This window comes from Streptomyces sp. NPDC048560 (genome assembly GCF_040650955.1).
In the GTDB taxonomy this organism is placed as follows: domain Bacteria; phylum Actinomycetota; class Actinomycetes; order Streptomycetales; family Streptomycetaceae; genus Streptomyces.
Window position 1 is genome coordinate 1 of the sequence record NZ_JBEZIJ010000021.1, and the last position, 22,028, is coordinate 22,028.

Sequence of the window (22,028 nt, forward strand, 5' to 3'; positions counted from 1 at the left end):
CCCCCATCTTCGACCTCGTCGACTACGGCGTCGTCGGAGACCTCTTCACCGTCGTCCCCCAACTCACCGAAGAAGTACAGACCCGCAAGGGCTGAGCAGGGGAAGTTCCGAAGGCCCGGGGCCGCGTGGTGATCTCACCGCGCGGCCCCGGCCGCTTTCGGGCAACCATTGACGCAGGTCACGACCGCCTACTAACTTCGCTATGTGGATTACTGATTCCGACTGGCGGAAACAGTGGCGTTCTGGAGGGTGTGGGAATGGGTCAGCAGGAGAAGGTGGCAACGAGCCTCGCCGGTGAGGTCAGCGAGCGCATCAGCGCCTCCCTGACGCCGGTGGACGCGGAACTCGCCCGCCGCTACCCGGGGGACCCCGGAACTCGCCAGCCCGTCCACACCGTCTACGTCCCCGGGGACGCCTTCGCTCCTGACACCATCCGCTCCTGGGGCGACCAGGCGCTCAAGGCCCTCGACGAGCACGCCCCCGACGCCGCGGCCCTGGCCGGGGTGCTCGGCATCCCGGCCGAGCTCGCGGGACAGGTGTACGACCGCGTACGCGCCAAGCTGGAGCGCGAGCCGATCGAGGACCTGCGCATCGACTTCGAGGACGGTTACGGCCCCCGCCCCGACGCCGAGGAGGACGAGGCCGCCGCCCGCGCCGCCCGGCTGGTCGCCGAGGCGTACGCGAACGGGACCGCCGCCCCGTACATGGGCATCCGTATGAAGTGCATGGAAGCCGCCGTGCGCGACCGGGGCATCCGCACGACCGATGTCTTCCTCACCGGTCTGATGCGCGCCGGAGGTCTCCCCGACGGCCTCGTCCTGACCCTGCCGAAGGTGACGTACCCCGAACAGGTGACGGCCTTCGTCCAGTTGCTCGAAGCCTTCGAGGCGGCGCACGGCCTCCCGTCGGGACGGCTCGGCTTCGAGATCCAGATCGAGACCAGCCAGTCGATCCTGGCCGCCGACGGCACCGCCGCCGTCGCCCGCATGATCGACGCCGCGCGGGGCCGCGCGACGGGGCTGCACTACGGCACCTTCGACTACAGCGCCTGCGTCGGCGTGAGCGCCGCGTACCAGGCGAGTGACCACCCGGCCGCCGATCACGCCAAGGCCGTCATGCAGGTCGCCGCCGCGGGAACCGGCGTACGGGTCTGCGACGGCTCCACGAACGTGCTGCCCGTCGGACCCACCCCCCAGGTCCACGAAGCATGGCGCCTCCACCACGGCCTCACCCGCCGCGCCCTGGCCCGTGCCTACTACCAGGGCTGGGACATGCACCCCGGGCACCTCCCGACCCGTTACGCGGCCGTCTACGCCTTCTACCGCGAAGGGCTGGAGCAGGCCGCAGCCCGTCTGGCCGCCTACGTGGCCAAGGCGGGCGGGGACGTCATGGACGAACCGGCCACGGCGAAGGCCCTCAGCGGATACCTGCTGCGCGGCATCGACTGCGGCGCGCTCGACACCGCCGAGGTCGCCCGCCTCACCGGCCTCACCCGCGCCGACCTCGACGCCCTCGCGTCACCCCGCCGCGGCGATCTGACGGTCACGGCGCCGTAGCCCGGCGCGCCGTGCGGTGGCGGTGACGCTCACTGCCGCCGCACGGCGCCACCGATCCGCCTCGCTCTCTGGGTGAGCCTGCTGCGCAGCCTCATGCTGACGAGGGTCCCGGTCAGGAGCACCAGGACGGCCAGGCTGGCGATCCGCCAGGCGTTGCTGTCCAGGACGCTGACGACACCGATGAAGGCGAGCCCGAGCAGGAACACCATCTCGCGGAGTTCCTTCTTGAGCTGATAGGTGCGGCTGCAGCGGATGCGCACCGTCGCGAGCCACTGCCCCTCCACACCCAGGCCCGACCACAGCCGGCGGTCGAGGAACGCCCACGGCAGGTCGGGGTAGGTGCCCAGAGCGTCGAGCGAGCTCGGATACCGGCTCGTCATGTCGCCGCCGTGCAGCTCCTTGCGGCGCTCCTGCACCTCCTCGCTCGTACGTATGGCCTTCAGTTCGAGCACCGGCACGATGCCGTTCTCGTCGGGGAAACCTTCCAGGACGATGTCGTCACCGCTGCTCACGCCGATGAGTTCGAGCGTGAGTGCGTCGAGGAGGCAGACCTCGTGCTCGGCGCTCGCCCGGTCGCCGTCCTGGATGCGGCAGGTCACGTAGTTGAGCGGCCCGAAGAGCACGTCCTGCCAGCGGTGCCGGGGGTTCGGCAGGGTGGCGGGCCGAACCCGGACTGCCTCGCCCGGTTCCACCCCCACGCAGATCCGCAACGACCGGTCCACCTGGACCGTGATCCGGTCGGACGCCTCGATCTCGGGCCCGACCGCCACGTTGGCGAGCGCGCCCAGCCGCTCGTGCCGGGCCTGCGGCACCTGTGCGTTCTGTACGACGACCTGCCGCGGATGGCCGAGGTCGGCGGCGAGACCCGAGGACATGCGGACGACCCCGGAACCCCGCTGGTCGTACGTGTCGGGTGTGCGGGCCACACGATGTGTGCCCGGCGTCGAAGGGTTGGCGGGACGGATGTCGTCGTACACGGTGTACGCCGGGGCGGCCGGCACGAAGTGCTCCAGTCCGGACCGCGTGATGCGTTCCTCGTCCCGGAACAGCCGGGTGCCCTTCTCGCAGAGCTGGTCGTCACCCCGCGCGCGCGAACTGAACTCCTCCGGCGTGTCCCCGAACCACTCGCGCAACATCCGCGACTCCGAGAGGAGCTCGGTGAGCAGCTGCCGCTCACCGTTGTGACGGCGCGGCGCGCCCGAGCCGTCGTGGAGCACGCCGTATCGGTGCACGTACACGTACACACCGCCCAGCAGCTCACCGGACGGCATCTCCATCGGGAAGTCGGCTCCGGGCAGCAGCACCCGGTCGTACTCGCCGCCCGGGGTGAAGACGCCCTCGCTGGCATCGACTACCTCCAGCTGGGAGGCGTCGAGCCAGGTGACGAACAGGTCCTTGGTGATGCCCGGGGCGTGAAAGGGGGAGGACGAGACGTAGCCGAGCGGACTCACGTACGCGGACACGCCGATGTCGATCCCGGAGGCGCGGACCTTCACCATGGGGACGGTCGACGAGATCCCCAGGCCGTCCATCTTGTGGCGGAGTTGCGCCGGGCAGGCGTTCGAACCCACGGACAGGACCGGGAAGCGATCGCCGACCAGCGTCTCGTTGGCCCTCATCAGCGCGTAGTCCAGCGGCACGGACTCGCCCGGGTCCACGGCGCTGCCGAAGCCGTCCGGCGGGATCTGCACTCTCCACTGGGCCAGTCGGCGGTTGTGCTTGGGGCGCAGTCTCAGTAATCGGCCGCGGTGCAGCAGCCCGGATTCGATGGGCCAGGCCCCCGGATAGATGAGCGGGTGTTCGCGAGGTGCTTCGTCGAGGCCGAGGGCCTCAAGTGTGCGGTCGTCCACCGTGCTTCTGGCCTTCCCCGGGCAGTTCGGCGTCAGGGCGCCGTGCGGTCCACATCGTAGTGAATCCGCGGTGCTCTCTCCTAGAGGGCCTCACTCGCGGGGGTGCTGCCACCGGCGGTCAGGCGGGCGGGAGTTCGCCGGAGCCGCGGGGGACGAGGGTGGTCGGCAGTTCGACGCGGGCCGGGGGGTGGTCGGCGCCGTCCAGGCGGCGGAAGAGGTGCTCGGCGGCCGTCCGGCCGACCGCGGCGGCGTCCTGCGAGATGACGGTGATGCCGAGGAGGTCGGCCAGCTCGATGTCGTCGAAACCGACCAGCGCGACGGAGCGCCCGTGCTCGGCGAGCACGCGTACCGCCGTCACCGTCACCCGGTTGTTGCCCGCGAAGAGGGCGGTGACCGGTTCCGGACCCGAGAGCATCGCCTCGGCCGCCGCCCGGACCCGGGCCGGGTCGGTCGAGCCGAGGGAGACCCAGGAGTCCTGCACGGTGATTCCCGCGTCGGTCATGGCGGCGTGGTAGCCGCGCAGCCGCTCGGTCGCCGTGTGGATGCGCGGCTGGTCACCGATGAAGCCGATCCTGCGGTGGCCGTGCGCGATCAGGTGGGCGACGCCCTCGCGCGCGCCGCCGAAGCTGTCCGACAGGACGATGTCGGCGTCGATCAGACCGGCCGGGCGGTCCACGAAGACGGTGGCGATGCCCGCCTTTATCTCGGGTTCCAGATAGCGGTGGTCGTCACCCGCCGGGATCACGATCAGCCCGTCGACCCGGCGGGCGCACAGGGCGAGAACCAACTCCTGCTCACGGTCGGGGTCCTCGGCGCTCGAACCGTTGATCAGGAGCGCCCCGTGGGCGCGGGCGACCTCTTCGACGGCGCGGCTCAGCGGTCCGTAGAACGGGTCGGCCAGGTCCTCCAGGACGAGCCCGATGGAGGCGGTACGGCCCTTGCGCAGGACGCGCGCACTGTCGTTGCGGCGAAAGCCGAGGGCGTCGATGGCCTCCTGGACGCGGCGTTCGGTGTCGGGCGTGACGCCGGCCTCGCTGTTCACCACCCGGGAGACCGTCTTGAGGCCCACTCCGGCACGGGCCGCCACGTCCTTCATGGTGGGCCGGTTGCCGTAGCGGTTCTCGGATTGACGGGTGGTCTCGGCCACGGTGCGCTGTCCTGTCGTCGGGGTACGGGCGGGGCCGGCGGCACGGGCGGGCGGTGCCGGAGAAGTGGCCCTGAGGCTGTGGCGTCGAGCATAGGCCCTGGACAACGTTGTCAACAGAATAGAGACTATGCAGACTATGGGCTGAACCCGCAGGTCCTGCCCCCTCACCATCCGGAGAGCCAACACCGATGCATACCGACCTCGTCGCAGCGCTCGACATCGGCGGCACCAAGATCGCCGGCGCGTTGGTCGACGGTGACGGCGTCCTTCTCGTACGGGCGCAGCGTCCCACGCCCGCACGCGACGGCGCCGAAGCGGTGATGGGCGCGGTCGCCGAGGTCCTGGCGGAGCTGCGCGCGTCCTCCCTGTGGGAACGGGCCGGCACCGTGGGCATCGGCAGCGCGGGGCCCGTGGACGCGTCGTCCGGGACGGTCAGCCCGGTCAACGTCCCTGGCTGGCGCGATTTCCCCCTCGTCGAGCGGGTGGCCGGAGCGACCGGGGGGCTGCCCGTCGTGCTGATCGGCGACGGGGTGGCGATGGCGGCGGCCGAGCACTGGCTCGGTGCCGCCCGTGGGTACGACAACGCGCTCGGCCTGGTCGTCTCCACCGGCGTCGGCGGTGGCCTGGTCCTCGGCGGGAAGCTGCACCCGGGACCCACGGGCAACGCCGGGCACATCGGCCACATCAGCGTGGACCTCGACGGCGACCTCTGCCCGTGCGGTGCGCGAGGCTGCGTCGAGCGCATCGCCAGCGGTCCGAACATCGCGCGCCGTGCTCTGGACGGCGGATGGCTCCCCGGCCCGGACGGCGACTCAACCGCCGCGGCCGTGGCGGCCTCCGCCCGTGCCGGGGACCCGGTGGCCATCGCCTCGTACGAGCGGGCCGCCCAGGCCCTTGCCGCCGGGATCGCCGCCACCGCGACGCTGACCGAGATCGAGATCGCGGTGATCGGCGGGGGAGTGGCGGGAGCGGGCGAGGTCCTCTTCGCGCCGCTGCGGCGCTTCCTGCGCGACTACGCCGCGCTCTCCTTCGTGCGGCAGCTCAGGGTGGCACCCGCCGTGATGGGCACCGACGCAGGGCTGGTGGGTGCGGCCGCCGCGGCATGGGCATCGGTGACGCAGGAGGCAGAAGTGACCGGAGCCGGGGCCAGGGGCGGTCGCACGGGAGCGCTCCGGTAGCGGGCGTACGCAGGTCGTCCAGGGTGCCCGGTTCGACAGGCCGGCCGGCACCCCTGGGTCTTCTCCGGCTGCGGAAGGCCGGCTCAGCGACGTCTGCTGCGGACGGGCTCGCTCACCGGCCCCGGTCCGTCGCCTGCTGCGGCACGATCACCAGGAAGACGTCCTGGTCCAGGTTCATCACCACTTCGGCCGCCATGCCCTCGCCCCGGCGGGCCTCGGCGAACTCCTCCGCGGGCAGACTGCCCCGCGGCCCGCCTGCGGGAAACTGCTCAAGCACTGTCCGACGCATGACGCGACCCCCTCGTGGTCCCTGTCGATGAAGCCTCCAACGACCTCCGGCCCTTCTCGTTACGGCCGTCGTCACCGGTCGCGGGCGCGCCGGTTCGTACAGTCGGGCGCCCCCCGGCGGGCCCGCCAGGGGGGTCGCCATGACGGTGTCGCCACGGCGGGGTTTCCGCGGCAGGGTGTTGCGGGCAAGCCACAGGGGGCTACGGAAGAGGGGGAACCGTGATCGTCTGGATCAACGGTGCGTTCGGTGCGGGCAAGACGAGCGCTGCGTGCGGACTGATCGATCTGATCCCGAACAGCACCTTGTACGACCCCGAGCTGACCGGTGAGGGGCTCAGGCACCTGCTGCCGCAGAAGAGGCTCGCCGAGGTGACCGACTTCCAGGACCTGCCGATCTGGCGGCGGCTCGTGGTGGACACGGCGGCCGCGCTCCTCGCGGAGCTCCCCGGGGTGCTGGTCGTGCCGATGACGCTGCTGCGCCAGGAGTACCGCGACGAGATCTTCGGAGGACTCGCCGCCCGGCGCATCCCGGTGCGTCATGTACTGCTCTCACCTGAGGAAACGATCCTGCGAGCTCGTATCGCCGGACGGGAGGGGTGTGCGGACGATCAGGAGGCCGACGAACGGCTCCAAGGACGGGCCCTGGACCACATCGAGCACTACCGGGCGGCCCTCGGCTGGATCACCGCCGACGCCCACACGATCGACACCAGCGCGCTCACCCCGCACGAGACGGCCGAGCGCATAGCCGAAGCCGTACGCACCGGGACGGCCGGGGAGTGCGGGATCGTCCAGACCCCGGAGCCGGCCGCGGAGACGGTTGCCGCCGGGGTCCTGCTCTTCGACGAGGAGGACCGCGTCCTGCTCGTCGACCCGACCTACAAACCGGGCTGGGAGTTCCCCGGCGGCGTCGTGGAAGCGGGGGAGGCGCCGGCGCAGGCGGGAATCCGAGAGGTCGCCGAGGAGATCGGGCTGCGTCTCGACTCGGTGCCCAAGCTTCTGCTCGTCGACTGGGAGGCACCCCGGCCCCCCGGCTACGGCGGACTGCGCTTCCTCTTCGACGGCGGACTGGTAAGCAGCGAGGCCGCAGAACAACTCGTACTGCCCGGGGAGGAGTTGCGCGGCTGGCGGTTCGTCACCGAGGAGGAGGCGGCTTCACTGCTGCCGCCCCTGCGCTACGAACGGCTGCGGTGGGCGCTGCGGGCCCGCGAGCGGTCGACGGTGCTCAACCTGGAGGCGGGGGTGCCGGTGGGCTGACCGGCCCCGGCGGCCGCCTGCGACTCCTCGCTGCCACGGTCAGCCGGCGGCCGAGTCCCGGTCGGCCGCCGCCCGCAGGATCTCCGCCGCGTCGGCGGTGAGCGGGTCGCCGTGGCCGAAGCAGGCGGTGGCCGGGGCGAGCGCGGCCAGCCGCCGGAAGGAGGCGAGTGCCTGGGCGCGGTCGGTGTTGAACACACCCAGCATCACCCGGCCGACGCCCGCCACGCAGTCGCCGGTGAACAGCACGCCGTGGCGCGGCAGATGGACGCCGATGGATCCGGGGGTGTGGCCGGGCGCGTGCACGATCCCGGCGCCACCGCCGAAGGGGAGTTCGTCACCGTCCTCCAGCTCGCGGTCCACCCGGGTCGGCGGGGCGGGCGGAACGGTCAGACCGTGCGCGTACAGGGGCCGTTCCCAGTCCAGGAGTACGGGGTCGGGCACCGGCTCGTCGCCCCGGATCACCGGGGCGTCGAGCCGGTGGGCCATGATCTCGGCGCCGTAGCGGTCCGCGAGTTCCCGGGCGGCGCCGTAGTGGTCGCCGTGGCCGTGGGTGACCACGATCCGGCTGATCCCCGCCGGGTCGAGGCCGAGGCCGCGTACCGCGTGCTCGATGGCGGGCGCCGCGTCGGCGTCGCCCGCGTCGATCAGGGTCAGGTCCGCGCCGTCCCGCCAGAGGTACGCCTGGCCGATCCGGAAGCGGAACATGTGCAGCTGAGGGAGTACCTCGACGAGATCCATGCGGCGAACGTACGCATCGGCGCGGTCCGCCGCACGGAAATCTGCTTTTGGCGACTTTCGTCCGAGAGCCTGACTGCGAGCGCCGGTCAGACCTTCTTCGACTCCGCGTAGTTCCGCAGGAACAGCGCCTCGGTGACCGAGAGCCGCTCCAGCTCCTCGGGCGACACGCTCTCGTTCACGGCGTGGATCTGGGCCTCGGGCTCGCTCAGACCGATCAGCAGGATCTCCGCGTCCGGGTACAGGCTCGCGAGGGTGTTGCACAGCGGGATCGAGCCGCCCATGCCGGAGGACTGCATCTCCTCGCCGGGGTAGGCAACCCGCATGGCGTCCGCCATCGACGTGTACGCCGGGCTGGTGATGTCGGCGCGGAACGCCTGGCCCTGACCGACCTGCTCCACGGAGACCCGCGCGCCCCACGGGGCGTGCGACTCCAGGTGGGCGGTCAGCAGCTTCGTCGCCTCGGCGGCGTCCTGGCCCGGCGGAACACGCAGGCTGATCTGGGCCCGCGCGCTCGCCTGGAGCGACGGAGTGGCGCCCACGACGGGCGGGCAGTCGATCCCGATGACGGTGACTGCGGGGCGCGCCCAGATGCGGTCCGCGACCGTGCCCTTACCGATCAGCTCCACACCGTCGAGCACCTTCGCGTCCTTGCGGAACTCGGCCTCCGGGTACTGCAGACCGTCCCACTCCGCGTCCGTGGTGAGACCGTCGACCGTGGTCGTGCCGTCCGCCGCGCGCAGCGACGCGAGCAGCTCGATCATCGCGGCCAGGGCATCGGGCGCCGCGCCGCCGAACTGTCCCGAGTGCAGGTTCCCCTCGAGGGTGTCGAGCTTCACCCGCAGCATCGTCATTCCGCGCAGTGTCGCGGTGACCGTGGGCAGGCCGACCCGGAAGTTCCCGGTGTCACCGATGACGATGGTGTCGGCGGCGAGCAGTTCGGGGTGGGCCTCCGCGTACCGCTCGAGACCGCCGGTGCCCTGCTCCTCCGAGCCCTCGGCGATCACCTTGACGGAGACCGGGACCCCGCCGTTCGCCTTGAGGGCGCGCAGCGCGAGCAGATGCATGAGGAAGCCGCCCTTGCAGTCGGCCGCGCCGCGGCCGAACCACCTGCCGGCGCGCTCGGTCAGCTCGAACGGCGGGGAGAGCCAGGCGGACTCGTCGAGCGGCGGCTGTACGTCGTAGTGCGCGTAGAGCAGCACGGTCGGGGCTCCGGCCGGGCCGGGCAGGAAACCGTAGACGGACTGGGTGCCGTCAGGCGTGTCCAGCAGGGCGACGTCCTGGAAGTCCTCGGCGCGCAGCGCGTCGGCGACCCAGCGGGCGGCCCCTTCGCACTCGCTCTTCGGGAACTGCGCGGGGTCCGCCACCGACCGGAACGCCACCAGCTCGGCCAGCTCCTGCTTGGCGCGGGGCATCAGCGAGGCGACGGTCTCTGAAATCGGACGGGCGGTCATGGGCACGCTCCTCGTGGGTGCGACGTTATGTGTACGGCGCGGTGGTGTACGCATCGTGGGTGACGCCTTGGGTGCGGCGTCGAATGTACGACAAACGCATGGCCGATCCTCCCACAGGGGGGTGCGGCCGAGACGCGCCGTAGGATGCCGTGAGCAGCTGGGGCCACAGGTCGGATCGGGAGCAGAAGCACATCGTGAGCAGCGAGAACGCAGACGCCGGACGTGAGCACGAAGAGCCGTCGGTACCGGAGTCGGTATGGGACGTGGTCGTAGTCGGCGCAGGTCCGGCCGGCGCCTCCGCGGCGTATGCGGCGGCCGTGGCGGGCCGACGGGTCCTGCTGCTGGAGAAGGCGGAACTGCCGAGGTACAAGACGTGTGGCGGCGGCATCATCGGATATTCGCGTGACTCCCTGCCCCCGGGCTTCGAACTGCCCCTGCAGGACCGGATTCACGCGGTCACCTTCTCGCTCAACGGGAAGTTCGCCCGTACCCGCCGGTCCAGGCGGATGCTCTTCGGGCTGATCAACCGGCCGGAGTTCGACGCCGGTCTGGTCGAGCACGCGCAGAAGGCGGGTGCCGAACTGCGCACGGGCGTGGCGGTGGTGCGCGTCGAGCAGCACGGTTCCGCCGTGCCGGACCGGCGTACGGTCGCCGTGGTGCTGACCGGCGGCGAGACCGTCCTCGCCCGGGCGGTCGTCGGCGCCGACGGCAGTGCCGGCCGGATAGGAGCACACGTCGGGGTGAAGCTCGACCAGGTGGACCTCGGCCTCGAGGCGGAGATCCCGGTTCCCGAGACGGTCGCGGAGGACTGGGCGGGGCGGGTGCTCATCGACTGGGGTCCCATGCCCGGGAGTTACGGGTGGGTCTTCCCCAAGGGCGACACGCTGACCGTCGGTGTGATCTCGGCGCGCGGCGACGGCGCGGGGACCAAGCGGTATCTGGAGGACTTCATCGCCCGGCTCGGGCTCGCCGGCTTCGAGCCGAAGATCTCCTCCGGGCATCTGACGCGCTGCCGCAGCGACGACTCGCCGCTCTCGCGCGGACGTGTGCTGGTGTGCGGTGACGCTGCGGGACTGCTGGAGCCGTGGACCCGGGAGGGGATCTCGTTCGCCCTGCGCTCCGGGCGCCTCGCGGGCGAGTGGGCGGTCCGGGTCGCGGAGTCGCACGACGCGGTGGACGCGCGGCGCCAGGCACTCAACTACGCGTTCGCCATCAAGGCCGGGCTGGGTGTCGAGATGAGTGTCGGCCGTCGGATGCTCAAGCTGTTCGAGCGCCGCCCCGGGGTGCTGCATGCGGTGCTGACGGGATTCCGGCCCGCCTGGACGGCGTTCGCGGGGGTGACCCGCGGGACGACGTCGCTCGCCGAGCTGGTCCGTACGCATCCGCTGGCGCAGCGCGCCCTGTCCGCGATGGACCGGTAGGACCTCCGGGCCGCGGCGCGATCCGGGGCTGCTGATCGATTCCTCGGCCGCCGGGCCACGCGGACGGTGGGGTTACGCGGACGGTGGGGTTACGCGGACGGTGGGGGATCCATCGGCGGGGCGGGCGACCCGCCGACGGGGCCGTCCGGCGCGGGTGGGACCGTCCGGCGCGGGTCGGGCCGCCCGGGTCTCCGTGACCCGGTTCAGCCCTGGACGGTGATCCGGAAGACGGGGTGATCGGGGCAGGCGGCCAGGAGTTCCGCGTCCGTCGACTTCGCGGTGATGCCCTTGAAGTACTGGTTGACCTCCCAGCCCCAGCGCTCCAGGTAGGCGCGGACGATGCGCACCTTCTGCTCGTCGTCCGCGATCTCCACGGCCGTGAACGTCCGGGTTCTGCGGCCCACGCGCAGCTCACCGCCGCCGGCCGCCCTCATGTTGCGCACCCACTGGGAGTGGCCGCGCGCCGAGACCAGGTACTGCGTGCCCTCATAGACGTGCGGGTTGACGGGTACGCGCTGCATCTGGCCGCTCTTGCGTCCGCGCACCGACATCTCCGCCGTGCCGAGCAGGCTGATCCCGTGGCGGGCGAGCCAGCCGATGACGCTGTTCAACCTGATGGCGAAAGCGCTGCCCTGAAGGTAGTACGGCTGCGGCTTCGGCTGCGGCTGGGACATGGAGACCTCCGGCAATTTGGAGAGCGGTGCTCTCGCTTGAGATCAGTGTGTACGAGACTGCCGCACAAAAGCAAGAGCAGTGCTCTCGATAGTGGCCGGTGCTCTGAACTCGTGGCAGAGTGGAGGTCATGAGCAAGATCAAAGGGGCCCGGGAGCGCGCCCGCATCGAAGTGACCGCCGCGATCAAGGACGAGGCGAGGAAGCAGCTCGCAGCGGACGGTGCGGCGAAGCTGTCCCTGCGCGCGGTCGCCCGGGAACTGGGCATGGTCTCCTCGGCGCTCTACCGCTATTTCCCCAGTCGCGATGAGCTGCTCACGGCGCTCATCGTCGATGCCTACGACGCGGTGGGCGAGGCGGCGGAAGCGGCCCGGGACGCCGCGGTCGCAGGCGCCCGAGAGGCGGCCGACGGGCCCGCGGACGAGGAGACGGGAGCCCGGGCGCCAGGCGCGAAGGGTCAGGACGCGGCCGGCCGGCACCAGGAGCGCTGGACGGCGGTGGCCTGCGCCGTACGGGACTGGGCCATCGCCCACCCTCATGAGTACGCCCTCATCTACGGCTCGCCCGTCCCTGGGTACAGCGCCCCCCAGGACACCATCGGCCCGGCCTCCCGGGTGGGTCTCGTCCTCATCGACCTCCTCCGCGACGCCTACCGCACCAACGGCCTGGCGGTTCCGCCGCTCGCCCAGGAGCTGCGTCCCGACGCAGCCCGCATGACCGCCGAACTCGCCCCCGACCTGCCGCCCGGGGTGGTGGCCGGGCTCGTCGCCGCCTGGGCGCAGCTCTTCGGGCTGATCTCGTTCGAGGTCTTCGGCCAGTTCAACCGTGTCGTCGAGGCCAAGGAGCAGCTGTTCCGGCAGGCTGCGGGCGAGCTGGCCCGCGCGGTCGGCATGACCGGCGCACGGTCCGCACCCGCGCCCCGCGCCCGTACTGCCCGCCCGGCCACGCCGTAACAGAAGGGCCCCACCGCTGAACGCGGGTGCCCGCCCGGCCCGGCGCATACTCTCCGGGGAGTACGGCCGGTCACCACGCCCGGCTGACGCCCGCCCGGTGTCCGGCCGTCTAGCGTGGCGGGCATGGAAGAGCAGCGTTCGCGCCGAGATGACGGGCCCCGGCGGGGCTTCTGCGGCCCCGGGGGGCGGGGAAGGCTGCCGCGGCTGCTGTCAGGGGCCGGGGCGCGAAGGGCCGCGGGGCTGCCGTGGACGTCGACCGTCGCTCTTCTGGTCTTCGTCATGGCTGGTTCGAACTTCGCCGCGGAGTCCCAGGGCCGGGAGCCCCTGGACGTCTTCGCACGGATCCTGCTGTTCCTCGCTGTCGCGGTGCTTCTGTTCCGTCACCGGCACCCGGTGGTGGCGGTGGCCGGCACGTCGGCGGCGACCCTCGTCTATCTCGGGGCCGGTTATCCGTACGGCCCCGTCTTCGTCGCCGTGGCCGTGGGCTGCTTCAGCGCCATCGTCGCCGGACACCGGCGGGCGGCCTGGTGGTCACTCGGCGTGCTCTGGGCCGGTCACCTGCTGCTTGCGCACTGGCTCTACCGATGGCTGCCGCCCGCCGGTGACGGCGCGGCCGGCTGGGGGCAGGAGGCCGTGGTGACCGCCTGGGTGATCGCGATCGCCGCCGCCGCCGAGCTCCTGCGCGTACGCCGTGAGCAGTGGGCGGCGGCCCGGGCCGAGCAGGAGGCTGCGGACAGGCGGCGGGCGGACGAGGAGAGGCTGCGGATGGCCCGGGAGCTCCACGACGTCCTGGCGCACAGCATTTCGGTCATCAACGTTCAGGCCGGGGTGGGGCTCGCGCTGCTCGACGCCGACCCGGAGCAGGCGCGCGTCGCTCTCACCACCATCAAGTCCGCGAGCAAGGAGGCCCTGGGTGAGGTGCGGCAGGTCCTCGCCAATCTCCGTACTCCCGGTGACGCCCCTCGTGCCCCCGCCCCGGGACTCGACCGGCTGCCCGAACTCGTGGAGCAGGCGTCCGGCGCGGGGCTGTCCGTCACGGTCGAGACCGAAGGGGAGGGCGGCACGGTCCCGCCCGGCACCGATCTCGCCGCTTTCCGCATCGTGCAGGAGGCGCTGACGAACGTGGTGCGGCACTCGGGCTCGCGTACCGCCCGGGTCCGCATCGCTCACGGACCTGGGCGCCTCCGGCTGCGTATCGACGACGAGGGGCCCGCGACGGGCGGTGACGCCGGAGGCAGCGGCAGCGGACTCATCGGGATGCGGGAGCGGGCCGCGGCACTCGGTGGCACCATCGAGGCGGGGCCACGGCCCGGAGGCGGTTTCCGGGTGAGCGCGGAGTTCCCGCTGCCGCCGGGTTCGAAGGACCGGGTGGCGCCGCAGGAAGAGGAGACACCGTGATCCGCGTACTGCTCGCCGACGACCAGCTGCTGGTCCGGGCCGGTTTCAGGGCACTGCTGGACGCCCAGCCGGACATCGAGGTGGCGGGAGAGGCGGCCGACGGCGCGGAGGCCGTGCGCCTGGTGCGTGAACTGCGGCCCGACGTGGTGCTGATGGACATCCGGATGCCGCACCTGGACGGGCTCGCCGCGACACGCACCATCACGGGCGACCCCGCACTGACCGAGGTGAAGGTGGTCATTCTCACCACCTTCGAGCTCGACGAGTACGTCTTCGAAGCCATCAGGTCCGGGGCCTCCGGCTTCCTGGTCAAGGACACCGAGCCTGAGGAACTCCTGCGTGCGGTACGCGCGGTGGTCGGGGGCGACGCCCTGCTCTCGCCCGGCGTGACGCGCCGTCTGATCGCGGAGTTCGCGGCCCGTTCCAAGGAGCCTGCCGAGGCGACGGCGCTGGACGAACTCACGGAGCGGGAGCGGGAGGTGATGGCACTCGTCGGGATGGGGCTCTCCAACGAGGAGATCGCCCGCAGGCTCGTCGTCAGTCCGCTCACCGCCAAGACGCATGTCAGCCGCACGATGGTGAAGCTGGGGGCCCGGGACCGGGCTCAACTCGTCGTACTGGCCTATGAGTCGGGGCTCGTCCGGCCCGGCTGGCTCGGCTGAGGGGGCTGCCGGGAAGGCGGCAGCGAAACCTCGCCGGGGGAGCGGCGTGAGAACCGCCACAGGACGTGGACGAGCCGGGCGACGAAGGCCAACACCGCGACCGAGCAGCCGACGGTGGTCAGAACGCGCTCGCCGGCCGCGGACAGATCGAGGACCAGGGCCGGGGCGGTGATACCGGCGAACGCGGCCGCCGCCACGAAGGTGGCGCTCGCCAGGGCGTAACCGGTTTCGACGGTGATCGCGTCACGGTCCTCCTGGCTGCGTCGTCCCATGCGGGAAGTGTCACAGGGACCGTGACCGCAGGCAATGACGCCTCAGGGAAAGCGCGTTGGAGCCCACGGAGCGTTGAGATCGGTGGGTGCCGGGAGCGTCCCGCATGGCGGGAAGGGGTGCGCAGGGGTGGCGTAGGCGCCGAGCATGTGGGCGGGCAGATGGTGCCAGGCGTCCGGGGCGGCGCTCCTCGGCGCGGGTGATGAGGCACGGGAAGCCGTGGTGCGCGCCTCGGCGCGGCGTTCTTCGAGGGCCGGCCCCTCGGCACCGAAGTGCTTCCCCCGGATCCGCACCGGACTCACGACCAGCTGATCCCCGACTTCTCGGCCCACAGCAGGGCAGGCCTCTCGTCACCGGTGAGTGTGACCGCGGCCAACGGCAGACGGTTCCACAGCGCGAGGTGGAGCTGCTCGGCAGTGCCGCTCAACTCGCAGTCGACGGTGCCCGGTTCCGGCGACCCCTCGCCGCGTACGGCCTGCGGGGGCTCGGCCGACAGGCGTACGGTCCACGCCGCGTCCGCGTCCGTGGCCCGTATCCGCAGGGTGCACGGCACGTCGGTCCGCACCCGGCTCTTCGGCCGGGCGTGGAAGCGGGTGAGCAGTTCGTCGATCCCGTCCAGCGCGAGGGCCTGTCCGACGGGCGACAACGGCCCGCCGAGCGCCGATTCGGCGTCCACCCGGTGCACCGTGGTCTCATGCGCCTGGCGCCGCGCCCAGAACGCCAGCGGGGAGGGTGCGGGCATGAACGTCCAGCATTCGAGGCCGGCGGGCGCTGCCGTCAACGCGTGGACCAGCAGCCCGTGACCCTCGCGGAACCAGGCGAGCAACTCGGGCCCGTCCAGGTCGGGTTCACCGCCGTCCGGGTGGTACGCCGTGTGCCCCTCGGCCACGAACGCCGTCGCCCAGCGGTGCACCATGCCGGTGTGGCGGAGCAGATGGCGTACCTGCCAGTCGGGACACGTGGGCACCGCGGCGCCCGGCCCGGCCCCCTCGGCCGCAGCGGCCAGCAAATGTCCCTCGTGGGAAAGCGACTTGATGTGCTCGGCGATCTCCATGTCGCGATTCTGCCAGGGTCCGGGCCGTACGGGCGGGCCGTTCTCGCGCCGTGGGCGGAAGCCGGGTGCCCTCGGTGTGCGTGTGACCAGGGGTCGGCCGCCTCACGCATGGGTGGCGTTACGGGCTCCGAATCCCAGCACCGCCGCGGCCGCGGCCAGGAGTGCCACCGTCGTGAGGGCCACCGGCAGCGAGAACCAGTCGGCCAGGAATCCGATGGCGGGCGGGCCCAGCAGCATCCCGCCGTAGCCGAGCGTCGACGCGGCGGCCACCCCGCTCGGCCCCGCGAGCTCGCCGGCCCGGCCGACCGCGACGGGGAAGATGTTGGCCAGTCCCAGGCCGGTGACGGCGAAGCCGAGGAGGGCGAGCCAGGCGGTCGGCGCGAGCGCTCCGAGCAGCATTCCGGCCGAGGCGGTCGCGCCACCCATGGCGAGGGTCCGGGTCTGGCCGAGGCGCTCCAGCATGGCCGTGCCGCTGAGCCGGCCGATGGTCATGGTCAGGGCGAACAGGGAGTATCCGGCGGCGGCGATGCCGGGAGCCGCGTTCAGGTCCTGCTCCAGGTGCAGGGCGCCCCAGTCGGCGAGTGCGCCCTCGCCGTACGCGGTGCAGAGGGCGATGACTCCGAAGAGGAGCACGATCCGGCGGGCCTTCCCGCTCAGCCGCTGCGGGGGAGCGGCGGCGGGCCGGCCGGGGCCGGTGCCTGCCGACGCGTCCTTGTGGCGCAGCAGTGCCGGTCCGGCCGTGGCGGTCACCACCAGCCCTATGCAGGTGAGGGCCGTCAGGTGCGTCGCGGCCGACAGGCGTCCCGCGACCAGTCCGCCGAGCCCGGCGCCGATCATTCCGCCGAGGCTGAACGCGGCGTGGAAACTCGGCATCACGGGGCGGCGGAGGGTGGCGACCATGTCGACGGCAGCACTGTTCATCGCCACGTTCGCGCCACCGTACGCGGCGCCGAACACCAGCAGTACGAGCCCGAGCGTGAGCGGCGAGTGGGTCTGCGCGGGCAGCGCGATGCTCAGCGGGAGCAGCACCCCGCAGGCGACGGTGACGGCATGGCTGCCGTAACGCCGGCACAGCCTTCCCGTGAGCATCATGGTGATCACGGCGCCGGCGGAGACGCCCAGCAGGGCCAGTCCGAGGGTGGAGGCGGTGGCGCCGGTCTGGTGCTTGATGGCCGGGATGCGGACCACCCAGCCGGCGAAGAGGAATCCGTCGAGGGCGAAGAACACGGTCAGGGCGGTACGGAGTCGGGCAGACGAGGGTGGGGCGGTGTCTCCGCCAGGTCCCCCCGGTGCAGCCGTCCGCAGTTTGTTTAGTTGCGGCACAAACTCAGCATAGAGGTGCCCGGACAACCGGCGCAAGGCGGCTGCTCGTTGCCCCCATGGCAGACGCCGCACGGCACCTGGGCGTCCGCAGAGGCTCCGGATCATGGGAGACTCGCCCCCATGAACGGCAAGGCGACCACTACCCGGACCAAGTTGGAGCGGGGCCGCAGTGCGCTCGGACCCGCGCTGGAACTGGTCCACACCGGACGCGCGCCCACACGCGCCGTCCTGACCTCCGAACTCGGCGTCACCCGCGCCACCGCGGGCGCGGTCGCCGCGGAGCTGGAGGCACTGGGGCTCATCCGCGTCGACTCGAGCCCCGGCTCCGCCGCCGGCTCCCAGGGCCGCCCCTCGCACCGGCTCGCCGTCAGCGAGACCGGCCCGGTGGCACTCGCCGCACAGGTCCACGCCGACGGATTCCGTGCCGCGCTGGTCGGACTCGGCGGCCGGATCATCGCCACCGCGCCCGGCTGTGTCGCCGTCATGGCCGACCCCGCCCAGGTCCTCGGCGAGGTCGTCGCCGCGGGCGCCCAGCTGCTGCGCGACACCGGTCTGCGCTGCGTCGGCGCGGGACTCGCCGTCCCTTCGGCCGTCGCCGAGCCGGAGGGCACTGCCCTCAACCCGCTCCACATCGCCTGGCCTGCCGGCTCGCCCGTCCGCGAGATCTTCGCGGAGTGCGTCCGGGAGACGGGCATCACCGGCCCCGCGTTCACCGGGAACGACGTCAACCTGGCCGCCCTCGCCGAACACCGCCACGGCGCCGGACGCGGCGCCCAGCATCTGCTGTGCGTGGCCACCGGGCACCGGGGCGTGGGCGGCGCCCTGGTCCTGGACGGGCGTCTGCACAGCGGAAGTTCCGGACTGGCTCTGGAGGTCGGGCATCTCACCGTGAACGCCGAGGGGCGCCCGTGCCACTGCGGCGGCCGGGGCTGCCTGGACGTCGAGACCGACCCGCTCGCCTTCCTCACCACGGCCCGCCGCGAGCCGGGGCCGGAGGAGTCGCTGCTCAAACAGGCCGGTGACCTGCTGCGTACGGAGTACGACGATCCGGCCGTACGCAACGCCGCCGAGGAGCTCATCGACCGGCTCGGCCTGGGCCTGGCGGGACTCGTCAACATCCTCAACCCGGACCGCATCATCCTCGGCGGTCTCCACCGCGACCTCCTCGACGCCGACCCGGAACGGCTCCGTGCGGTGGTCGCCGACCGCAGCCTGTGGGGACGCAGCGGAAGCGTGCCGATCCTGCCGTGCACGCTGGCCCACAACAGCCTGGTGGGCGCGGCCGAACTGGCCTGGCAGCCGGTGCTCGACGACCCGCTCGCCGCCCTCGCCTGACGGACGCCGGGGCTGGGCGCGTGGAGGCTGCCTCGCCGCTCCCGGCGGCAGTGCACGTGGAAGCCCCGGCCGCTTCCGGCATCGGCCGGGCCGTCCGGCCACAGAACCAGCGGCCCGGCGTCGCGGCGCGGGTGGAGCAGTCCTGGGCGCCACCCGTGTCCAGCTGCCCGGCCGGGATCTCGCCGGATCCAGCCGACCGGCCGGGAATCCCCGCCACACCTCGTGCTCGCGCAGCGGATACGCCGACGGCCGCTCCCACGCCGTGCCAGGTCCGTCGAGCAACTGCTCAGCCGCGCCCCCTGGTTCCGTAGTCGCGGGGGCGAGCGTGTACCCCCCACTTCGCGGGCGGGCCGGATCACCCCGGACCGTCCGATCGAGGACGCTGCCAGGGAGCTGTTGTGCGAGCGGCTGCGAGGGACGAGCCCCAAGGCCACGCAGCAGCAGTCCAGCAGCAGGCGGGCGCGGGCCAGGGCGGTCACGGGAGCACGTACGGCTGCCCTGCGTACTCCCGCGGGGGTACGCCGACTGTCGTCAGCCGTACGACGACCCGGCTCCCTTTCCGCGACAGGCTCGTAAGCGACAGAAGAACGCGAGCCACCACCTCTGACGAGGGAGCTGACCGAGATGAACACCCTGGCGCACTCCGGCGGACCCGGACCCTGGGTCCTCCTCTTCCCGCTCGTCTGGGCGGCCGTCGTCGTGGGAGGGGTGACCCTCCTGCGCCGTACCGTCCGGCGCGGACACCACGCCCCCTGGCGGGCACGGAGTGCCGGGAACGGCCCCGGAGCCTCATCGCCCATCGCGCTCCTCGGCAGGCGCTTCGCGGCAGGCGAGATCGACGAGGAGGAGTACTGGCGGCGGCTCTCCGTCCTGGACGAGCAGTTCGGCCCTGCCAAGGACAGTGGGGCCTGACGGCCTTCGTCCGCGCCACGACCACCGGGCCGCCACATGCGGCGACGGCGCGCCGCACGCCTCGACGTGCCGCGCGCCATCGCCACGGAGTAGGCGCCGGGAGCGGTCTGTCCGTCCCCGCCCCGCCCGGTCAGCCGACTACGGCCGACCGGGCGGGTGGTTGTGCTGTCGTTTCGAGGGCGGCGAAGGCGAACGGGCCGTCGGTGGTCGACCCGTACACCGCGAGCGGCGGCAGCGTGGACGTGCCGCACGGCGCGGGAAGGGTGAACCAGACGACCTTGCCCGCCCCGCCCGCAGGCCGCACGCCCCAGCTCTCGCTGACCGCGGCGATCAGTGCCAGTCCGCGCCCCGAAGTGGCGTCGGAATCGGGATCACCCATGGTCGGCAGCCGTGGGTCGTGGTCGTGGACGGAGACCGTCAGACGGTCGAGCAGCAGCTCGATCTCGACGGTGCATGACTTGTCCGGCTGTGCGTGCCGGTGGACGTTGGTCAGCAGTTCGGTGACGCCGAGCGCTGCCTGGTCGATCAGAGGATCGAGATGCCAGTAGCGCAGTTGCGCCGAGATTATCCTGCGGACTTGACCGATCCGCGGCGGCAGGGCCTGGAGCTCCACCGCGCAGTGCCTGCTTGGCTCGCTGATCACGGCTGCGACTCCCCGAAATAGGTCCGGAAGAAGACGAAGGAACGGATAGCAGATGGCTGGCTGCTGTCTCTGGTCTGAGTGTCGCGCTCCGGCGGAGACTGGATCACAGTGTCACCGCCGGTGCACCATCAGTGACGTGGGACCAGCGTGACGCAGGGGGTCGCGCTCCGCAACTCGCGGTGGCCGACTGTCACCGTCAGCTGTCCCCGGCCCCGGCGCCGCGCAGTGCGTCGAGCAGCCGGCGGGCCGGGACGGCCCCGTCGTCGGGGTCCCTGGTCCGTTGCCCCATCGTCAGCCGGTATCGCACCCCGTTGAGCCGTGCGACGGCCGAGTCGGCTGCCGGAAACCACCCCCTCCCGACGCTGACCGCTCCCACCGGAGCGCTGTCGATCTCCCGGCCGTTGCTCGTCAGGAGAGCCACCCGGCCGTCCTTGACGACGACACATCCGGCCCTGGTGAGCGAGCGTGCCCATCGCTCGATCCGGACCCCGCTCGCGCTGAACTCCGTTTCCCGCATGGTGAATCGCCCCCATTTCGGCTGCCTCTCCTGTGCAGTGTGCCCCTGCCGGGGCTTTCGCACCAGACGCCCGCCCGCCAAGTCACCAAGGCAGTCCTATGGGTCATCAAAGTCAACGTTTGTGCAGGTGGGGGGAATATCGTGGAGGTCGGTGAGTACCGGTGACACGAGGAGGAACGCTGATGGACACCAGTGGGCACAGAGGTGACGGCGGGGCCACGGCGACCGTGGACATCGACCGCACCGACCTGGAATACCGGTCCTGGCTGAAGGAAGCCGTACGAAAGGTGCAGGCCGATGCCAACCGCTCGGCCGACACCCACCTCCTGCGTTTCCCGCTGCCCGAGCAGTGGGGGATCGACCTCTACCTCAAGGACGAGTCGACGCACCCCACCGGCAGCCTCAAGCACCGACTGGCCCGTTCCCTCTTCCTCTACGGGCTCTGCAACGGCTGGATCCGCCGGGGTAAACCGGTCATCGAGGCGTCCAGCGGCTCGACGGCCGTGTCGGAGGCCTACTTCGCGAAGCTGATCGGAGTGCCGTTCATCGCGGTCATGCCGCGCACGACGAGCCCCGAGAAGTGCCGGCTGATCGAATTCCACGGCGGACAGTGCCACTTCGTCGACGACTCCCGGATGCTGTACGAGGAGTCCGCGCGGCTCGCCGTCGAGACCGGCGGCCATTACATGGACCAGTTCACGTACGCGGAGCGGGCCACGGACTGGCGCGGCAACAACAACATCGCGGAGTCCATCTACCAGCAACTGCGGCTGGAGAGGTACCCCGAGCCCGCATGGATCGTGGCGACGGCGGGCACGGGCGGCACGTCCGCGACGATCGCGCGCTACGTCCACTACATGCAGTTCGACACCCGGATCTGTGTGCCCGATCCGGAGAACTCCTGTTTCTTCGACGGCTGGACCCACAACAACCCACTGGCCACCAGCGACTGCGGCTCCCGCATCGAGGGCATCGGAAGGCCCCGGATGGAACCCAGTTTCCTGCCCGGCGCCATCGACCGGATGATGAAGGTGCCGGACGCGGCCAGCATCGCCGCCGTACGCGCACTGGAACGCGCCATCGGGCGCAAGGCGGGCGGCTCGACGGGTACGGGACTGTGGAGCGCCTTCAAACTGGTCGCGGAGATGGTGGAACAGGGCAGCACCGGCAGTATCGTCACGCTGCTCTGCGACCCGGGCGACCGCTACCTCGACAAGTACTACTCCGACAGCTGGCTCAGCGCCCAGGGCCTGGACATCGCCCCGTACACCGAGACGATCGACTACTTCCTGGCCACCGGGAACTGGCAGGCCTAAAGCGTGTTGCAGAAGGCTGTGTGGTGGCGTGCTGACGCCGGGCTGCGGTCGTGTCTGATCACGCGGCGAGGGCGTGGTTGTGCATGTG

Annotated in this window: 21 protein-coding genes; 10 read left to right on the top strand and 11 right to left on the bottom strand. The window is 71.8% G+C overall.

The genetic code is table 11. The features are described from left to right. Positions 1–257 precede the first annotated feature (257 nt). Positions 258–1,556, top strand: a complete 1,299-nt coding sequence (locus tag AB0C82_RS34190) for an aldolase (protein WP_362850054.1) — start codon at positions 258–260, stop codon at positions 1,554–1,556. Between the two features lie 29 nt (positions 1,557–1,585). Here the strand turns inward: AB0C82_RS34190 and AB0C82_RS34195 are convergent, their stop codons facing one another. Beyond that, entirely contained in the window at positions 1,586–3,406 is a 1,821-nt protein-coding gene (locus AB0C82_RS34195) for a hypothetical protein (protein ID WP_362850103.1), read from the bottom strand. 118 nt (positions 3,407–3,524) lie between these two features. Then, positions 3,525–4,553, bottom strand: coding sequence for a LacI family DNA-binding transcriptional regulator (locus tag AB0C82_RS34200; protein ID WP_362850057.1), 1,029 nt, complete (start codon positions 4,551–4,553; stop codon positions 3,525–3,527). Between the two features lie 188 nt (positions 4,554–4,741). On the opposite strand from AB0C82_RS34200, the gene AB0C82_RS34205 reads away from it, so the two are divergent. Next, positions 4,742–5,731: an ROK family protein gene (locus AB0C82_RS34205; protein ID WP_362850059.1), complete on the top strand. Its 990-nt coding sequence runs from the start codon at positions 4,742–4,744 to the stop codon at positions 5,729–5,731. 112 nt (positions 5,732–5,843) lie between these two features. Here AB0C82_RS34205 and AB0C82_RS34210 read toward each other — a convergent pair whose 3' ends face one another. Further along, entirely contained in the window at positions 5,844–6,020 is a 177-nt protein-coding gene (locus AB0C82_RS34210) for a hypothetical protein (protein WP_362850062.1), read from the bottom strand. 218 nt (positions 6,021–6,238) lie between these two features. Between AB0C82_RS34210 and AB0C82_RS34215 the strand changes: the two genes are divergently transcribed. Next, positions 6,239–7,276, top strand: a complete 1,038-nt coding sequence (locus AB0C82_RS34215; protein ID WP_362850065.1) for an NUDIX domain-containing protein — start codon at positions 6,239–6,241, stop codon at positions 7,274–7,276. 39 nt (positions 7,277–7,315) lie between these two features. On the opposite strand, the gene AB0C82_RS34220 is transcribed toward AB0C82_RS34215, so the two are convergent. Both AB0C82_RS34220 and AB0C82_RS34225 read right to left on the bottom strand, forming a co-directional pair. Continuing rightward, a complete protein-coding gene (locus AB0C82_RS34220; protein ID WP_362850067.1) occupies positions 7,316–8,014 on the bottom strand; it encodes an MBL fold metallo-hydrolase in 699 nt (232 codons plus the stop codon). An 86-nt stretch (positions 8,015–8,100) separates the two neighbouring features. Continuing rightward, positions 8,101–9,465, bottom strand: a complete 1,365-nt coding sequence (locus tag AB0C82_RS34225; protein ID WP_362850069.1) for a dipeptidase — start codon at positions 9,463–9,465, stop codon at positions 8,101–8,103. 194 nt (positions 9,466–9,659) lie between these two features. On the opposite strand from AB0C82_RS34225, the gene AB0C82_RS34230 reads away from it, so the two are divergent. Next, on the top strand, positions 9,660–10,886 hold the full coding sequence (locus AB0C82_RS34230) for a geranylgeranyl reductase family protein (protein ID WP_362850071.1): 1,227 nt from the start codon (positions 9,660–9,662) through the stop codon (positions 10,884–10,886). Positions 10,887–11,089: 203 nt separating this feature from the next. Here AB0C82_RS34230 and AB0C82_RS34235 read toward each other — a convergent pair whose 3' ends face one another. Then, positions 11,090–11,560 carry a nitroreductase family deazaflavin-dependent oxidoreductase gene (locus tag AB0C82_RS34235; protein ID WP_362850073.1) on the bottom strand — a complete coding sequence of 157 codons (471 nt, stop codon included), beginning with the start codon at positions 11,558–11,560 and terminating at the stop codon, positions 11,090–11,092. 128 nt (positions 11,561–11,688) lie between these two features. Between AB0C82_RS34235 and AB0C82_RS34240 the strand changes: the two genes are divergently transcribed. From AB0C82_RS34240 to AB0C82_RS34250, 3 genes are all read left to right on the top strand, one after another. Further along, entirely contained in the window at positions 11,689–12,510 is an 822-nt protein-coding gene (locus AB0C82_RS34240; protein WP_362850076.1) for a TetR/AcrR family transcriptional regulator, read from the top strand. A 279-nt stretch (positions 12,511–12,789) separates the two neighbouring features. Continuing rightward, the gene (locus tag AB0C82_RS34245) at positions 12,790–13,908 is read left to right on the top strand and encodes a sensor histidine kinase (RefSeq protein ID WP_362850079.1); all 1,119 of its coding nucleotides are present in this window, start codon (positions 12,790–12,792) and stop codon (positions 13,906–13,908) included. Then, the gene (locus AB0C82_RS34250) at positions 13,905–14,570 is read left to right on the top strand and encodes a response regulator transcription factor (RefSeq protein WP_362850082.1); all 666 of its coding nucleotides are present in this window, start codon (positions 13,905–13,907) and stop codon (positions 14,568–14,570) included. Before AB0C82_RS34245 ends, AB0C82_RS34250 begins: the two co-directional genes overlap by 4 nt. On the opposite strand, the gene AB0C82_RS34255 is transcribed toward AB0C82_RS34250, so the two are convergent. The 3 genes from AB0C82_RS34255 to AB0C82_RS34265 all read right to left on the bottom strand — a co-directional run bounded on the left by AB0C82_RS34255 (position 14,531) and on the right by AB0C82_RS34265 (position 17,217). After that, positions 14,531–14,842: a DUF6332 family protein gene (locus AB0C82_RS34255; RefSeq protein ID WP_362850084.1), complete on the bottom strand. Its 312-nt coding sequence runs from the start codon at positions 14,840–14,842 to the stop codon at positions 14,531–14,533. The two genes, AB0C82_RS34250 and AB0C82_RS34255, sit on opposite strands and share 40 nt — an antisense overlap. Before the next feature lie 296 nt (positions 14,843–15,138). Beyond that, positions 15,139–15,894 carry a maleylpyruvate isomerase family mycothiol-dependent enzyme gene (locus tag AB0C82_RS34260; protein WP_362850087.1) on the bottom strand — a complete coding sequence of 252 codons (756 nt, stop codon included), beginning with the start codon at positions 15,892–15,894 and terminating at the stop codon, positions 15,139–15,141. Between the two features lie 102 nt (positions 15,895–15,996). Next, on the bottom strand, positions 15,997–17,217 hold the full coding sequence (locus AB0C82_RS34265; protein ID WP_362850089.1) for an MFS transporter: 1,221 nt from the start codon (positions 17,215–17,217) through the stop codon (positions 15,997–15,999). 120 nt (positions 17,218–17,337) lie between these two features. On the opposite strand from AB0C82_RS34265, the gene AB0C82_RS34270 reads away from it, so the two are divergent. Further along, positions 17,338–18,552, top strand: coding sequence for an ROK family protein (locus tag AB0C82_RS34270; protein ID WP_362850091.1), 1,215 nt, complete (start codon positions 17,338–17,340; stop codon positions 18,550–18,552). 624 nt (positions 18,553–19,176) lie between these two features. Then, positions 19,177–19,464 (top strand): SHOCT domain-containing protein, encoded by a 288-nt coding sequence (locus AB0C82_RS34275; protein WP_362850093.1) that lies wholly within the window; start codon positions 19,177–19,179, stop codon positions 19,462–19,464. A 130-nt stretch (positions 19,465–19,594) separates the two neighbouring features. Here AB0C82_RS34275 and AB0C82_RS34280 read toward each other — a convergent pair whose 3' ends face one another. Both AB0C82_RS34280 and AB0C82_RS34285 read right to left on the bottom strand, forming a co-directional pair. Continuing rightward, a complete protein-coding gene (locus AB0C82_RS34280) occupies positions 19,595–20,107 on the bottom strand; it encodes an ATP-binding protein (protein ID WP_362850096.1) in 513 nt (170 codons plus the stop codon). Between the two features lie 196 nt (positions 20,108–20,303). Continuing rightward, positions 20,304–20,624, bottom strand: a complete 321-nt coding sequence (locus tag AB0C82_RS34285; RefSeq protein WP_362850098.1) for a hypothetical protein — start codon at positions 20,622–20,624, stop codon at positions 20,304–20,306. Between the two features lie 182 nt (positions 20,625–20,806). On the opposite strand from AB0C82_RS34285, the gene AB0C82_RS34290 reads away from it, so the two are divergent. Then, positions 20,807–21,940, top strand: a complete 1,134-nt coding sequence (locus tag AB0C82_RS34290) for a PLP-dependent cysteine synthase family protein (protein WP_362850101.1) — start codon at positions 20,807–20,809, stop codon at positions 21,938–21,940. Positions 21,941–22,028 lie beyond the last annotated feature (88 nt).